Consider the following 14,935-nt stretch of genomic DNA (forward strand, 5'->3'; position numbering starts at 1 on the left):
GCGGGGCTTTTGCGATAGGCGCGCCTCGCGCCGATCAGCGCAGATTGAGCTTACCGCCCAGCGCCATCGCGTGCACGGCGCCATCGCCGACGGCCGCGCCGAACTTGCGCGCGACGCGGTCGGTGATGCTTTCCTTCACCGTGTAGTCGACGATGTCCGGCGCCTTGATAATCTCGCGCGCCACAAAGTTGGCGTCGCCAAAACCATCCGCGAGACCCAGTTCCACGCTTTTCTGGCCGGTCCAGAAAAGCCCCGAGAACATATCAGGTGTTTCGTGAAGGCGCTTGCCGCGACCCTGGCGAACTGCGTTGATAAATTGCCCGTGGATCTGATCGAGCATTTCTTGTGCATGCTCGTCCATCTTCGGCGTTTCGGGCGAAAACGGGTCGTAAAAGCCCTTGTTCTCACCAGACGTATGGAGACGGCGCTGGATGCCCAGCTTGTCCATGAGGCCGGTGAAACCGAAGCTGTCCATCAGCACGCCAATCGAGCCCACGATGCTCGCCTTGTCGACATAGATCTTGTCGCCGGCCGCGGCAGCGTAGTAACCGCCCGACGCACACATGTCGCCCACGACGACGTAGAGCGGAATTGACGGATGTTTTGCACGCAATCGACGGATTTCGTCGAAGATGATGCCCGCTTGCACGGGACTGCCACCCGGGCTGTTGCAGCGAAGGATTACCCCGGCCGTGCCGGTGTCGCCGAACGCACTTTCAAGCGCCGCGCCGATATCTTCGGCGTTAGCGTTTGTATCTGCGGAGATTTCGCCGTCAAGTGCGATCAACGCCGTATGACGCCCCGTAGCGGCCAGCTTGTCGCCGGAAAATATGAACACCGCCCAGATCACCAGTCCCAGCAAGACGAGAAACAGCAGACGGAAGAAGATTTTCCAGCGGCGAGCGGCACGCTGTTCGTTGATTGCAGCGAGCGCGATGCGCTCGAGCGCCGCGCGTTCCCAGCCAGGCTCGTTGGCAGAAACGCGGCTACCGCCGCTCATGGCCGGTTCTTTCGTTTCGGGCGTCAAATTGTCGGACATGCGTGCAGTGGAATTTTCGAGTAAGACAGATCAAAGCGCGGATCAGGACGCGGCGGGTTGCAATTCCCCGTCGGGAAGCCAGAACACAGCGCGGCCCTCGGGCGTATCGCGCTCGTCTACCTGCAGGGCCCGCAACCTACCGCCGCGGCACGGACCGCCTACGCATTTGCCGGTATCCGGCGCGTAAATCGCCCCATGCGTGGCACACATTAAGTATAAACCGGACGATTCGAAGAACTGTCCCTCAGCCCAATCCAGTTCCATCGGGACGTGAGCGCAACGGTTCAGATAGCCGTGAGCACGACCGTCGTAGCGAACGAAAAACACCACGACTTCATCAGCACCGATTCTGGCGGCACGCCGCACGCCCATTCCGCCGTCCACGAGCTCCCCGGACGCGCACACCCGCACCGCCTGAACAGTAGCCTCGCCCCCGCCCTCGCTCACGCCGGTGCTCATGCGTTTTCCCTCAACCAGGACGACAGTGCACCCACGCTGGACGCGACATATTTCGGCGACAGCGCGCTCAACGACCCGGCCGGATGCGCGCCGTAGGTCACGCCGACACCGGCGACTCCCGCGTTGATCGCCATCTGCAGATCATGAGTGGTGTCACCAACCATCACCGTGCGCACCGGGTCCTGCCCCAGTTCGCGCGTCAATTCGTGCAACATGGCTGGATGCGGCTTGGAAAACGTCTCATCCGCGCAGCGGGTGCCGTCGAACAGGCTGGTCAGCCGCACCTGATCGAGCGCGCGGTTGAGTCCAACGCGACTTTTGCCGGTCGCCACCGCCAGCAGATAGCCCTGATCGCGCAACTCCTGCAGCATTTCGCGCACGCCGACGAACAACTCGGTAGTCTGATCTTTGACCAGATAGTGGAACCGATAGCGCTCGGCAAGCCGCGGGTAGTCGCTCGGATCGAGCGTGGGCGCCGCGATTTGCAACGCGTCGCGCAAGCCGAGGCCGATTACATAGCTCGCGGCTTCGTCCGCTGGAACCGGCAGACCGAGATCCCGGCACGCTGCCTGGATACTGCGCGTGATGTGCGCGGTGGAATCCATCAGCGTTCCGTCCCAGTCGAAAACGATCAGGTCAAATTGCTCTCTAGCCATGCGGTGCCGTCTCCGGGTGTGACCCACTTCGTAATTCGTTGAGCTGCGCGATGAAATTGCGGCATTCGGCCGGCAACGGTGCCTCCAGTTGCAGCGGCGCGCCGGTCGCCGGGTGCGTCAGCTTCAGCCGGTAAGCGTGCAGGAACATGCGCTTGAGCCCAGGTTTGGCATACGCGCGAGCCAGCGCCTTGTTCAGCGCGAAGTCGCCGTATTTGGCATCGCCGACGATCGGCAGTTCCAGATGCTGCAGATGAACGCGGATCTGGTGCGTGCGGCCCGTCTTCAACTCTGCTTCGAGCAACGCGTAGTCGGGCCAGCGGTCGATCAGATTAAAGACCGTGTGCGACGCCAGACCGTCGGCCTGCACGCGCACGCGCCGCTCGCCGTCCGCGGTCAGGTATTTGTGCAGCGGTTCCTTGACGGCGCGGCGGCGCCCCCAGTCGCTCGCCCATTCGCCATGAACGCACGCATAGTAGCGCTTATCCATCTTGTTCTCGCGAATCTGGTCGTGAAGATTCACGAGGGCCGAACGCTTCTTGGCGAGCATGAGGATGCCGGAGGTCTCGCGGTCCAGCCGATGCACCAGTTCGAGAAATTTCGCCTGTGGCCGCGCCTCACGCATCTGCTCGATCACGCCGAACGCGACGCCGCTGCCGCCGTGCACCGCGACACCCGCCGGTTTGTCGATAACAAGCAGGTGTTCGTCTTCGAAAATGGTCCGGAACTCAGCGCTGGGCACCGGCGCATGGGCGATCGCCTCACTGGGCTGCGCGACCCGGATGGGCGGCACGCGCACGAGATCGCCGAGTTCGAGCCGGTACTGCGCATCGATCCGGCCCTTGTTCACACGCACTTCCCCGCTACGCAGGATGCGATAAATATGGCTCTTGGGGACGCCTTTACAGACCCGCAACAAAAAGTTGTCGATGCGCTGTCCGGCCGCGCTGTCGTCGATCTCGATCACTGAGACCTGATCGCTCGCGACCGCGCTTGTCACCGATTTCTGGGATATTTTGCCTAACTCTTTCATTCTGAATATAATTTGCCCAGCAGTCTGCGGCGGCCGGCGCAGTGTCCGGAATTCGGGCGGATTGCGCAGGTGCAAGCGTAAATCGTTATTTTACTTGTGCCGGGGTCTGGTTGCTCACCCTGAAAATGAGATGCAACAAGTTGCACGCACGAAGTCAGCACCCGGCAGGGACGGCGCCCACAGGCGCGTTCGGTCAAGGTCGGCTTCGACGGTAACGGAATTTTGGTAAAAAAGAATTTAACTCCCAGCTTCGGTATCGGGCGTCTGACGTCCTGCTGTACGAAGCTGCGAGTTGCGAAAATACGGCGTGCGCCCATGGCGTCTTGTAGAAAGTACAAGACTTGGCGACGTCAAAATGAGGCGAGACACCCCCAGCAGGAAAAGACGCGCCGCTTGCGCGAACTTCCCGTTGCGGCACGACCGCAGCCTTCGACCCTCCGGTCACGCGCCCAGTTGGCGCACCGGCGAGAGGGGACGAAAGGCTTATGAAGGTCTGCCGGCAGAACCCGCGGCGTGTCGGGTCGTTATTTGAAGCCGTGTTCGCATGTGCCCTGCGGCACCGCGCTCCTTCTTTATGGAGCCGGGCCCTCTCAGGCAATTCTCCCGCCATTTTCCCGCTCCAGCGTGCTTGTGAAAACACAATAAGGCGCGGCATGCCGCTGCCCGCTTCGCGCTCGCGACTGACAACCGCGAAGGCGACGCGCGCCGGCCGAGCCGCACTGGAGCCGTTCCATGAAACGCATGTTGTTCAATGCGACGCAGCAGGAAGAACTGCGCGTTGCCATCGTCGATGGGCAAAAACTCATCGACATCGACATCGAAACCGCCGGGCGCGAACAGCGCAAAGGCAATATTTACAAGGGCATCATTACACGTATCGAGCCGTCGCTCGAAGCCTGTTTCGTCAACTACGGCGAAGACCGCCACGGCTTCCTGCCGTTCAAGGAAGTCGCCCGCCAGTATTTCCGCGACGGCATCGACATGCGCTCCGCGCGCATTCAGGACGCGCTGAAGGAAGGTCAGGAACTGATCGTCCAGGTCGAAAAGGAAGAGCGCGGCAACAAGGGCGCAGCCCTCACCACCTTCATCTCGCTCGCCGGTCGCTATCTGGTTCTGATGCCGAACAATCCGCGCGGCGGCGGCGTGTCGCGCCGGATCGAAGGCGACGACCGCCAGGAATTGCGCGAAACCATGGCGCAGCTGCAATTGCCGGAAGGCATGAGCATCATCGCGCGCACGGCCGGCATTGGCCGCAGCGCCGAAGAGCTGCAGTGGGACCTGAACTACCTGATGCAACTGTGGCGCGCGATCGAAGCGGCGTCGCAAAGCGGTTCGAGCGGCCAGCCGATGCTGATCTATCTCGAATCGAGCCTCGTGATTCGCGCGATCCGCGACTATTTCCAGCCGGACATCGGCGAAATTCTGATCGACACCACCGAAATTCATGACCAGGCACGCGCCTTCATGGACATCGTGATGCCGGACAATGTCAGCAAGGTGAAGCGCTACCACGACGACGTGCCGCTCTTCTCCCGCTTCCAGATCGAACATCAGATCGAAACGGCGTACTCGCGCACGGTTCCGCTGCCGTCGGGCGGCGCGATCGTGATCGATCACACTGAAGCACTCGTTGCAATCGACGTGAACTCGGCCCGCGCCACGAAGGGCGCAGACATCGAGGAAACGGCCGCGCGCACCAACCTCGAAGCCGCCGACGAAGTCGCGCGCCAGTTGCGCCTGCGCGATCTGGGCGGCCTGATCGTGATCGACTTCATCGACATGGAGTCGGCCAAGAGCCAGCGCGAAGTCGAGCAGCGACTGAAAGACGCCCTCAAGCACGATCGTGCGCGCGTCCAGATGGGCAAAATTTCGCGCTTCGGCCTGATGGAACTGTCGCGTCAACGTCTGCGTCCGGCCCTGTCGGAAGGCAGCCACGTGACGTGCCCGCGCTGTAACGGCACGGGCCACATCCGCGATACCGAATCGTCCGCGCTGCAAGTGCTGCGGATCATTCAGGAAGAAGCGATGAAGGAAAACACCGCGGCGATCCATTGCCAGGTGCCTGTCGAAGTGACCGCCTTCCTGCTGAACGAAAAGCGTTCGGAAATCAACAAGATCGAATCGCGCTTCAAGGTGAACGTCGTGCTGGTGCCGAACAAGCACCTGGATACGCCGCACTACAAGCTGGAACGTCTGCGTCACGACGACGCGCGCCTCGACGAACCGCGCGCTTCGTGGAAGATGGCCGAAGAAGCGGCTCGCGAACTGGAGTCGGAAACCGGCTACAGCAAGCGCACCGAAGAAGTGAAGCCGAAGCAGGAAGCGGCGGTCAAGGGCATCACGCCCGAGAAGCCGGCTCCGAGCGCGCCGGTTCGACCGGTCGCAGCGCCGGCTCCCGTCGCTGTTACACGGGCGAGCGGCGGCTTCATCGGCTGGCTGAAAAATCTGTTTGGCATGCAGCCGGCGGCGCCGGCGCCAGTTGCGCCTGCGGCTAGCGAAAAGCCCGCCCGTCCGCAACCGCGTGGCGAGCGTTCGGAGCGCGGTGAGCGCACCGGCGAACGCGGCGGCGATCGCAACCGTAATCGTCGCAGTGGCGCGGGTGGCCGCGATGCGGCAGCCCGTGGCGAAGCTACGAACGGCGGCCGTCAAGGCCAGCAGCCTTCGCAGCGTCGCGAGGAACGCGAGCCGCGCGAAGGCCGCGAGGTGCGTGAAGCACGCGAAGGCCGTGAGCCGCGGGAACCGCGCGAGGCTCGTGAACCTCGCGGCAACCGCGAAGCGCGTGAGGGCCGCGAGCCCCGCGAGGCACGGGAACCGCGCGAAGGGCGTGACAACCGCGAGCGCGACAATCGCGGCGCCGAGCGTACTGAAACGGCAGAAGGCGCACAGCGTAGCGAGCGTCAGGAACGCGGCGAACGCCGCGAACGTGGCGAACGCGCTGAGCGCGGCGAGCGCCGCAAGCCGCAGGCAGAAACCGCCGATGCGTTGACCCAGGCCGAAGCGCAAACTGCCGAAGAACTGGCACTGGCGCAAAACCAGACGGCCGTTACTGACAACGCTGCGCCGGTCGATCAGGAAGCCGTGGCGCGTGATGGCGAAGAGCGTCGTCGTCGCCGTCGCGGCCGTCGCGGCGGTCGTCGTGAGCGTGAGGAAGACGTGAACGGCAACCTGGCCGCAGACGTCGCGGAAGCGGAAGGCGACAACGTCAACGTCAGCGACGATGCACCGGTGCGCACCGCGCATCAGCCGGTCCAACCGAAGCCCGAAGTGAGCGAAGCCCGGGAAGTGAAGGAAGTGGCGCCGGTGGAAGTCGTTGTTGCCGCCGTTGCAACCGAAACGGCTGTCGTCACGGAGCTGCACGCTGCAACCGAAACGCCGGCTCTCGCCGCCGAAAAGGCAGCGAAGACGGAAACGGTCGTGCCGGTCGCCGAAGTGCCGGCTGCTCCGGCTGCTGTCGAACCGGTCGTGCAGGCGCCTGTTGCACAAGCGGTGGCGCCGGTCGAACCGGCGCAGGCTGCACCGGCTGCGGCGGAGACGGTATCGCTCGTGGAACCAGTCGTTCGTGAAGAGGCTGCGGCTGTTGCGCCGGCGGCTGAAGCGCAAGCCGAGCAGGCTCACGTCGAACCTGCGGCCGCCGCTCCGGCGGAAGTGATCGCGGCCCCGGCCGCCGAGCCGGCACCGCAACCGCAGATCGTCGAGCAGAAACCGGTCGTGGCAGCAGTTGCACCGGCTGCGGAATCAGCAGCGATCGAGCCGGCGCCTGTCGCCGCCGCGCCGCAAGTCGCCGAAGCCGCCGAAGCCACGCAGCCATCGCAAGCGCCGTCGGCACCGCGCGCGTCGTTCAACGGCGGCGTCTCGGCTGAAGCCCTGAAGCCGGTGCTGGAGCAAGCCGGTCTTGTCTGGGTCAATACTGACGCCGACAAGCTGCGCGCGGCGCAAGAAGCCGCCGCGCAGACGGTGAAACCGCCGCGCGTAGTGCGTGAGCGCAAGCCGCTGCCGCCGCTCGACACGGCACCGATGCAGCAAGTGGAAACCGGGAAGCATCCGCAGTAAGCTTGCAACTCGCTTCGAAAAGCCCGCCCTCACCGGCGGGCTTTTTGTTTTTCGCGCATGCGAAACGCATCGCCCTCGCGGACTCCCTGCCCTCCCCGTAAACCCCGACAGGGGCCGGCATCGCCCAGCCGTTTAAGGCATTTCCGATAGAATGAAGGAATCGCCTATCCGTTTGGCACAACGCAAGTCACTCATGTCCCGACGCATCATCCCTGTTGCCGACCTCAGCGCGGCGCCGGTCATTTACGGCCCGGTGCAGACGCCTAGCGGCGAACTGCACGATACGCTCGCGCGTCCGTTGCGAGACTTGCGCATTTCGGTGACGGACCGTTGCAACTTTCGCTGCGTCTACTGCATGCCGCGCGCCGTGTTCGACAAGGACTATGCATTCCTGCCGCACAGCGCGTTGTTGAGCTTCGAGGAAATCGAGCGGCTCGCGCGGCTATTCGTCGCGCATGGCGTGGAGAAAATTCGTCTGACGGGCGGCGAGCCGCTGCTGCGCAAGAATCTCGAATTCCTGATCGAACGTCTCGCGCAACTCACTACATCAGCCGGCCGGCCGCTCGACCTGACGCTTACCACGAATGGCTCGCTGCTCGCCCGAAAGGCGCGCAGCCTCAAGGACGCAGGTCTCACCCGCGTAACCGTCAGCCTCGACGCGCTCGACGACATGCTGTTTCGCCGCATGAACGACGCCGATTTCGCGGTGGCCGACGTCCTCGACGGAATCGCCGCCGCGCACGCCGTCGGCCTCGCGCCGGTGAAGGTCAACATGGTGGTCAAGCGCGGTACGAATGACAGCGAAATCGTGCCGATGGCGCGCCATTTCAAAGGCTCGGGCGCCGTACTGCGCTTCATTGAATACATGGACGTGGGCACGTCCAACGGTTGGAACATGACCGAAGTGCTGCCGTCGGCGGACGTGGTCGCGCGCATCGCCGAGCATTTCCCGCTTGCGCCGCTCGAAGCGCACAGTGCAGCTGAGACAGCGCAGCGTTGGGGCTATGCCGACGGCAGCGGCGAAATCGGCGTCATTTCCAGCGTGACCCGCGCGTTTTGTGCGAGCTGTACCCGGGCGCGCCTTTCGACCGAGGGCAAGCTGTATCTGTGTCTGTTCGCATCGTCGGGCCACGACCTGCGCGCGTTGCTCCGCAGCGGGGCAACCGACGCCGAAATCGCAACTGCGGTGGCCGAAATCTGGCAAGGCCGCGGCGACCGCTATTCGCAATTGCGCGGCAGCAACGCGGCCGAAGCACGCGAGCCGGACGCACGGCGCGTCGAAATGTCGTACATCGGCGGCTGATCGCCGGGATGGGTCAAGCCGCGACGCCGACGCGCGAACAGATTACCGGCCTGCTGCTCGCGGGCGGCCGCGGTACACGCATGGGCGGCGCCGACAAAGGCTTGCAGACCTTGCACGGCGAGCCACTCGCCGGTCATGTGCTGAAGCGCCTTGCGCCGCAGACGGGCGCGCTGCTGATCAGCGCCAATCGCCACCCGGACGCTTACGCAGCACTCGGTGCGCCGTTCGGCGCAGAGATTGTCGCCGACACGTTGCCCGAATTCCCAGGGCCGTTGGCCGGTTTGCTGGCCGGCCTGCGCACTGCTCGCAGCGAATACCTGCTGAGCGCGCCGTGCGACACGCCCTGGCTCCCCGCCGACCTAGCCGCGCGCCTTGCTCAGGCCCTTGCTGCAAACGCAGCCGACATCGCCACTGTTATAACCGTTGACGCCGACGGAAATCGCTCGCTTCACCCGGTTTTCGCGCTGCTGCGAACCGGTCTCGCCGACGACCTCGCCACCTACCTGGCCGCCGGCGAGCGAAAGGTGCGCGCGTGGTACGCGCGCCACAAGACCGTGGAAGTCGTCTTTACCGACGAGCGTGCGTTTTACAATATCAATTCGTTACAAGAACTCGCCGACCTCGAGCGTGATCGGGGCCCCGGCTGAATCCCGCTCCGCCGCACGGCAAGCGCCACCTAGCCGCCAGCCGCGACGTCCAGCTCTTCATGACCACGCATAACGAATTTTCCCGCTGCGTCGCGCAGTACGATCCTCATGCGCTACCTGTTTCGGCTGCCCAGGCGATTACCCGCCAGTGGGCGACGCCGGTTACGGCCGTCGAACGCGTGGCCTTACGCGACGCACTCGACCGCGTGCTGGCCGCAGACATCGTTTCGCCTATCGACGTGCCGTCGCACGTCAATTCCGCAATGGACGGCTATGCGTTCAACAGCGTCGCATTGCGAAGCGGCGAGCAGCCGGTCGAGCTGACCGTCGTCGGCAAAGCTTTGGCGGGCCATCCGTTTGCTGGCCACGTCGGAGCAGCGCAATGCGTGCGCGTCATGACGGGCGCGTGCGTTCCGGAAGGCTGCGACACCGTGGTGCCGCAGGAACTGGTCGAGCGCAACGCCGACTCCGCTTCGATCAGCTTTGCAGCCGACGCGGTAGAGGCCGGCGCAAACCGGCGGCTGGCCGGCGAGGACCTCGCTCGCGGCCACGTTGCATTGCATGCGGGCCGCATTATCCGCGCGTCCGACCTCGGCCTGCTGGCTTCGCTCGGCATCGGCGAAATCAATGTTCGGCGGCGCTTGCGCGTCGCTTTCTTTTCTACAGGTGACGAACTGCGCTCTCTGGGCGAGCCGCTCGACCCGGGCGCGGTCTACGACAGCAACCGCTACACGCTTTTCGCCATGTTGCGGCGCCTGAATGTTGAAGCGCTGGATCTGGGCGTGATCCGTGACGAACCCGCCGCGCTCGAAGCCGCGCTGCGCAGCGCCGCGGAGAGTGCCGACGTGGTGCTGACCTCCGGCGGCGTTTCAGTTGGCGAGGCGGATTTCACAAGGCAGTTGTTGCAGACATTCGGCGACGTCGCGTTCTGGAGCCTCGCCATGCGCCCGGGCCGCCCTCTCGCGTTTGGCCGCGTATGGTCCGGCGAGCGGCCGGGTCTTGGACGACCTGCGTTATTCTTCGGTCTGCCGGGCAATCCGGTCGCCGTGATGGTGACGTTCTATCAGATCGTTCGCGAAGTGCTGCTGCTCATGTCGGGCGCCGCGTCGCAGCCGCTGCCGCTGATTCACGCGGCGAGCATGCGGCCAATCCGCAAACGCGCCGGACGCACGGAGTTCCAGCGCGGCGTAGCTTGCCAGGCCGCGAACGGCCAGTGGCAAGTCACGCCGACAGGCTCGCAAAGCTCCGGCGTATTGAGTTCGATGAGCGAGGCCAATTGTTTCATCGTGCTCGGCCATGAAGAAGGCGACATTGGCGAGGGCGAACGCGTCAGTATCATGCTGTTCCACGGCTTGATCTGACGTATCCGCCTCGCGGCGCTTCTATCCACGGTCACATTCAGCTTTACCCATTACCACTACGACATGCGGGTTTGACTTACATGAAAAAACAGATCTCGTTCATCGCACCGGGACAGACGGCCAAAGCACTTATCCTCGTCTATCTGACGTTCTCTGTACCGATTGTGCTGCTCGGCGTGCTCGTCGCGTTCGTGCGCTACGGTTCTGTCGAACTGAGCACTGTGTTCAGCGCGCTGCTGTTGAATGCGATTCTTGGCTTCATCCTGCTGTGGATTGCATGCCACGCATACAACTGGGTTGCGTCGCGATTCGGCGGCATTGAGATCCAGTTGACCGACGCACCGGAAGAAGCCTGATGCGTGCCCCGCTCCGCGCCACTGCCGCCGCGCTCGCGGACGCGGCAGGCGCGGACTGCTGACGCGCACGCGCCGCGCCAGCGTTACTGCTCATTGCTTATTGCTCGTCGGGATCGGCGCCCGGCAACGCACCGCCTATCAGACCATTCGCCTCCTCTCCGGGCAGCGCCTCGACATCGCGCAGTTTGCGATTCATCACGCGGGTGCGCGTCTCGGCAGCCTCAATAGAACGCGTGACTGTTTCGAGTTGCGCTTTGGTCTTTGCCAGCACGTCGCCGAACTTGCCGAACTCCGTCTTAACCGCGCCGAGCACTTGCCACACCTCACTTGAGCGACGCTCGATGGCAAGCGTGCGAAAACCCATCTGCAAACTATTGAGCAACGCGGTCAGCGTCGTGGGACCCGCAATCGTCACGCGGTAATCGCGTTGCAGCAGATCCGACAAACCTGGCCGACGCAGCACTTCGGCGTAGAGACCCTCGGTGGGCAGGTACAGCAGCGCGAAATCGGTGGTGTGCGGCGGCGACACGTATTTTTCGGCGATGGCGCGTGCCTCCGCGCGAATCCGCCCTTCCAGCGCGCGCGAAGCGTCTTCCACCGCGGCAGGGTCGGCCCGTTCCTGCGCATCGATAAGCCGCTCGTAGTCTTCGCGCGGAAACTTGGCGTCGATGGGCAGCCATACCGGAGTGGCCGCACCGCCCGCCTCCCCCCTTCCAGGCAAGCGGATAGCGAACTCGACGCGATCCGCGCTCTTCGGCACGGTAGCCACGTTTTTCGCGTATTGGTCGGCGGTGAGCAGTTGTTCGAGCAAGGCTTCGAGCTGCACTTCGCCCCAGGTGCCGCGCGTTTTCACGTTCGTCAGCACCTTCTTCAGATCGCCGACGCCGGCCGCGAGCGTCTGCATTTCGCCCAGGCCGCGATGTACCTGTTCGAGGCGGTCCGACACGAGCTTAAACGACTCGCCTAGGCGTTGTTCGAGCGTGGCGTGCAGCTTTTCGTCGACGGTACGGCGCATTTCATCCAGCTTGCTGGCATTGTTCGCCTCGATGTCCTTCAGCCGCTGTTCGATGGTCGCGCGAACCTCGGCGAAGCGGCGATCGTTTACCTCGGTGAGTTGTCCGAGCTGCAGGCTGAGGGTGTCGCCGAACTGCTTGAGTGAGCGTCCCTGTTCGTCACGCGCCTGCTGCGCCTGCTGCTGAAGGCTGTGACGCACTGCGTCCAGTTGCTGCGCGAATCCGTCGATCTTGCCGCCCTGCACAGTCGTCATGCTGCTGAATTGCGCGGCCAGCGTTTGCTGGAAATGCGCGAAGCCGCTGCTCTGCTCTGTACGCGACACGCGCGCGGTCTCGGCGATGTCATTGCGCAATTGCCGCTCGAGGCGCTCATAGGCATGTGCCTGCGCGTTGGCTGCGGTATCGATGCGATCGCTCAGCATTTCGAACTGCTCGTGCTCATTAGCGCGACCGTGGATTCGCATCAGCAAGACCACGGTAAGCACGAGCGCGACCGCCAGCACCGCGACGGCCGCGACAAGAATCATCGTCATGCACGCGCCCGGCCGATAACTTCAGCATTGATCGGATTGGGTGGCCGACCGGCGCGTGGACCTTCGCCAAGGCCGGCAATCAGATTGTCCGCGGCGAGATTGGCCATTGCACGGCGCGTCGCCTCGGTCGCGCTCGCAATATGCGGCGTCAACACGATGTTCGGCACGCTCAGCAGATCGGGATTCAGATTCGGCTCGCCCTCGAAGACGTCGAGGCCGGCGGCCGCGATCTGCCCGGAGCGCAGCGCCTCGACGAGCGCCGCGTCGTCGACGATACCGCCACGCGCGATATTGGTCAGCGTCGCAGTCGGCTTCATCCGTGCGAGTTCGGCAGCGCCGATCGTGTGATGATTCTCCTTCGTATAGGGCAGCACGAGCACCACATGATCGGCGCGCCGCAGCAGGTCTTGCTTCGACACATATTCGGCATTCAGCTCGGCTTCGATCTCGGGCGCGACCCGGGAGCGGTTGTGATAAATGACCTGCATGTTGAAGCCCTTCGCGCGCCGTGCGAGCGCCTGGCCGATTCGCCCCATGCCGATCACGCCCAGCGTAGAGCCGTAGATATCACTACCGAGAAAGCCGTCGTACGCCCACTTCTGCCACTTGCCGGCGCGCAGCCAGTGCTCCGATTCCGCGATGCGCCGAGCCGCAGCCATCATCAGCGCCCAGCCGAAGTCCGCGGTCGACTCGTTCAACACGTCCGGCGTATTCGTGCCGAGCACGTTGGCCGCGTTGAACGCCGCCATGTCGAAGTTGTTGTAACCCACCGCCATATTCGACACCACGCGAAGGCGCGGCGCGGCCGCGAGAACCTCCGCGCCGACAGGATCGCCCGCGGTCAGTGCGCCGTCCTTGTCAACGAGACGGCGCTTCAGTTCTTCCGCGGACAGCACGTCGCCATGGTTCCAGTCGACGTCGAAATACTGTTTGAGCCGTTCGATCACATCGGGAAAAATCGGACGGGCGACGAGGATCTTCTGCATTGCAATTCTCCGTATAGCGTGTCGAGTTCGACGGCCTCGGCTTCAGACTCAGTGTCAGAAAAACAGCCAACCGGTGACAAGAAAAAGCGGCAGCAACACCGCACCGGACCACCCCAGATAAGCGAAAAAGCTCGGCATGCGAACACCGCGCGACTCCGCAATCGCCTTTACCATGAAGTTGGGCGCATTGCCGATATAACTGTTCGCGCCCATGAACACCGCGCCCGCGGAAATCGCTGCGAGCGTGGTGGCGCCGGTTGTCATGAGCGACGAAGCATCGCCGCCGGCCAGGTTGAAAAACACGAGGTACGTCGGCGCGTTGTCCAGAAACGAAGATAGCAGGCCGGTCGCCCAGAAGTACATTGCGTCGTGCGGTCGTCCCGCGGAATCGTTGACGAGATGAACCACGCCGGCAAACGCACCGGCTTCGCCCGCGCGCAGTATCGTGATGACGGGTGCAATCGTCACGAAGATGCCGGCGAACAACTTGGCCACCTCTTCGATTGGCGCCCAGTTGAAGTCGTTGCCCTTGCGAGCCGCACGCGGCGTTAATGCGAGCGAAAGCAGCATGACGACGACGAGCGCGACGTCGCGTACGGCGTTCTGCAAATCTACATGGGTTCCGAGCACGTCGAAACTGACACCGGGTTTCCACAGCCCGCTCATCAGTACGAGCCCGACAAACGCGCCAAGTAAAAGGAAATTCACCTTGCCGTCGATGCCGAGCGGCGAGTCGGGCGTAGGGTCAAAAAAACGCGAACGCTCTTCCTCACGCTGATGGAAATAGTGCGAGTCGAGGAAATAGAACGCTGTTAGGAGCACACCGCAAACGAACAACATGGGCAGCGCGAGATGCGTGGTGGTCCAGAAAAAGTCGACGCCCTGCAGGAAGCCCAGGAAGAGCGGCGGGTCGCCCAGCGGCGACAGCGAGCCGCCCGCATTCGCGACGAGGAAAATGAAGAACACGACCACGTGCACCACATGCCGGCGATTGTCGTTCGCGCGCAGCAACGGACGGATGAGCAGCATCGCCGCGCCGGTCGTGCCCATCACGCTCGCGAACAACGTGCCGAGCGCGAGAATCGTCGTGTTCAGGCGCGGCGTACCGTGCAGATTGCCGCGCACGCAGATGCCGCCCGCAACCGTGTACAGCGCGGTCAGCAACACGATGAAGGGAATGTATTCCTCGAGCAACGCATGAACTAGCGCGCCGAACGCGATCCCCCAGCCGAATGTAAGCGCGAACGGCACGAGAAACACCAGCGCCCACGCCGCTGCGATCTTGCCAAAATGGTGATGCCAGAATGTCGGTGCGACGAGAGGAAAGAGGGCAATGGAGAGCAGCATGCCCGCGAACGGCAATCCCCAGAGCGCGGAAAGCGATGCCCCTTCGAGTGTGGCGGCGCAGGCTAGCTGGGGCCAGCTCGTCAGCGTCAGTGCGGCCACGAGCACCATGCACGTCGGCACGGCACGTCTAGTCATATGCTGGAGATCCTTTTTTG

The 14,935-nt window shown here is 63.5% G+C and carries 12 protein-coding genes; 5 read left to right on the forward strand and 7 right to left on the reverse strand.

Translation table 11 applies throughout. The annotated features are described in order from the left end of the window. Window positions 1-34 precede the first annotated feature (34 nt). The 4 genes from OH764_RS12360 to OH764_RS12375 are packed head-to-tail and all read right to left on the reverse strand — an operon-like array spanning window position 35 to window position 3,184. Window positions 35-1,039, reverse strand: a complete 1,005-nt coding sequence (locus tag OH764_RS12360) for a S49 family peptidase (RefSeq protein WP_498846996.1) — start codon at window positions 1,037-1,039, stop codon at window positions 35-37. A 42-nt stretch (window positions 1,040-1,081) separates the two neighbouring features. Then, window positions 1,082-1,498, reverse strand: coding sequence for a Rieske (2Fe-2S) protein (locus OH764_RS12365; RefSeq protein ID WP_498846997.1), 417 nt, complete (start codon window positions 1,496-1,498; stop codon window positions 1,082-1,084). Further along, the gene (locus OH764_RS12370; protein WP_020069378.1) at window positions 1,495-2,154 is read right to left on the reverse strand and encodes an HAD-IA family hydrolase; all 660 of its coding nucleotides are present in this window, start codon (window positions 2,152-2,154) and stop codon (window positions 1,495-1,497) included. Before OH764_RS12370 ends, OH764_RS12365 begins: the two co-directional genes overlap by 4 nt. Beyond that, on the reverse strand, window positions 2,147-3,184 hold the full coding sequence (locus OH764_RS12375; RefSeq protein WP_498846998.1) for an RluA family pseudouridine synthase: 1,038 nt from the start codon (window positions 3,182-3,184) through the stop codon (window positions 2,147-2,149). The genes OH764_RS12370 and OH764_RS12375 overlap by 8 nt, the downstream gene beginning before the upstream one ends. 732 nt (window positions 3,185-3,916) lie before the next feature. On the opposite strand from OH764_RS12375, the gene OH764_RS12380 reads away from it, so the two are divergent. The 5 genes from OH764_RS12380 to OH764_RS12400 all read left to right on the forward strand — a co-directional run bounded on the left by OH764_RS12380 (window position 3,917) and on the right by OH764_RS12400 (window position 10,901). After that, entirely contained in the window at window positions 3,917-7,234 is a 3,318-nt protein-coding gene (locus OH764_RS12380; RefSeq protein WP_498846999.1) for an Rne/Rng family ribonuclease, read from the forward strand. Window positions 7,235-7,427: 193 nt separating this feature from the next. Beyond that, on the forward strand, window positions 7,428-8,537 hold the full coding sequence (gene moaA / locus OH764_RS12385) for a GTP 3',8-cyclase MoaA (protein WP_498847000.1): 1,110 nt from the start codon (window positions 7,428-7,430) through the stop codon (window positions 8,535-8,537). A gap of 8 nt (window positions 8,538-8,545) precedes the next feature. Continuing rightward, window positions 8,546-9,184, forward strand: a complete 639-nt coding sequence (gene mobA, locus OH764_RS12390) for a molybdenum cofactor guanylyltransferase (RefSeq protein ID WP_498847001.1) — start codon at window positions 8,546-8,548, stop codon at window positions 9,182-9,184. 59 nt (window positions 9,185-9,243) lie between these two features. Continuing rightward, window positions 9,244-10,545, forward strand: coding sequence for a molybdopterin molybdotransferase MoeA (moeA, locus tag OH764_RS12395; protein WP_498847002.1), 1,302 nt, complete (start codon window positions 9,244-9,246; stop codon window positions 10,543-10,545). A gap of 80 nt (window positions 10,546-10,625) precedes the next feature. Then, window positions 10,626-10,901, forward strand: a complete 276-nt coding sequence (locus tag OH764_RS12400) for a hypothetical protein (protein ID WP_006053283.1) — start codon at window positions 10,626-10,628, stop codon at window positions 10,899-10,901. Between the two features lie 97 nt (window positions 10,902-10,998). Here the strand turns inward: OH764_RS12400 and OH764_RS12405 are convergent, their stop codons facing one another. From OH764_RS12405 to OH764_RS12415, 3 genes are read right to left on the reverse strand one after another with little or no spacing between them, the layout of a single operon-like run. Continuing rightward, complete coding sequence (locus tag OH764_RS12405; protein WP_498847003.1) at window positions 10,999-12,447, reverse strand: DNA recombination protein RmuC; 1,449 nt, start codon at window positions 12,445-12,447, stop codon at window positions 10,999-11,001. Further along, on the reverse strand, window positions 12,444-13,433 hold the full coding sequence (locus tag OH764_RS12410; RefSeq protein ID WP_498847004.1) for a 2-hydroxyacid dehydrogenase: 990 nt from the start codon (window positions 13,431-13,433) through the stop codon (window positions 12,444-12,446). The genes OH764_RS12405 and OH764_RS12410 overlap by 4 nt, the downstream gene beginning before the upstream one ends. Window positions 13,434-13,487: 54 nt before the next feature. Further along, a complete protein-coding gene (locus OH764_RS12415; protein WP_498847005.1) occupies window positions 13,488-14,915 on the reverse strand; it encodes a sodium:proton antiporter in 1,428 nt (475 codons plus the stop codon). Window positions 14,916-14,935: the final 20 nt, after the last annotated feature.

Source organism: Burkholderia sp. M6-3, assembly GCF_050858985.1.
Taxonomy (GTDB): domain Bacteria; phylum Pseudomonadota; class Gammaproteobacteria; order Burkholderiales; family Burkholderiaceae; genus Paraburkholderia; species Paraburkholderia caledonica.

Coding starts and splice junctions, on each gene's coding strand:
- OH764_RS12415 (WP_498847005.1), bottom strand. CDS start 14,915: ATGACTAGACGTGCCGTGCCGACGTGCATGGTGCTCGTGGCCGCACTG.
- OH764_RS12365 (WP_498846997.1), bottom strand. CDS start 1,498: ATGAGCACCGGCGTGAGCGAGGGCGGGGGCGAGGCTACTGTTCAGGCG.
- OH764_RS12400 (WP_006053283.1), top strand. CDS start 10,626: ATGAAAAAACAGATCTCGTTCATCGCACCGGGACAGACGGCCAAAGCA.
- mobA (WP_498847001.1), top strand. CDS start 8,546: ATGGGTCAAGCCGCGACGCCGACGCGCGAACAGATTACCGGCCTGCTG.
- OH764_RS12380 (WP_498846999.1), top strand. CDS start 3,917: ATGAAACGCATGTTGTTCAATGCGACGCAGCAGGAAGAACTGCGCGTT.
- moeA (WP_498847002.1), top strand. CDS start 9,244: ATGACCACGCATAACGAATTTTCCCGCTGCGTCGCGCAGTACGATCCT.
- OH764_RS12360 (WP_498846996.1), bottom strand. CDS start 1,039: ATGTCCGACAATTTGACGCCCGAAACGAAAGAACCGGCCATGAGCGGC.
- OH764_RS12410 (WP_498847004.1), bottom strand. CDS start 13,433: ATGCAGAAGATCCTCGTCGCCCGTCCGATTTTTCCCGATGTGATCGAA.
- moaA (WP_498847000.1), top strand. CDS start 7,428: ATGTCCCGACGCATCATCCCTGTTGCCGACCTCAGCGCGGCGCCGGTC.
- OH764_RS12370 (WP_020069378.1), bottom strand. CDS start 2,154: ATGGCTAGAGAGCAATTTGACCTGATCGTTTTCGACTGGGACGGAACG.
- OH764_RS12405 (WP_498847003.1), bottom strand. CDS start 12,447: ATGACGATGATTCTTGTCGCGGCCGTCGCGGTGCTGGCGGTCGCGCTC.
- OH764_RS12375 (WP_498846998.1), bottom strand. CDS start 3,184: ATGAAAGAGTTAGGCAAAATATCCCAGAAATCGGTGACAAGCGCGGTC.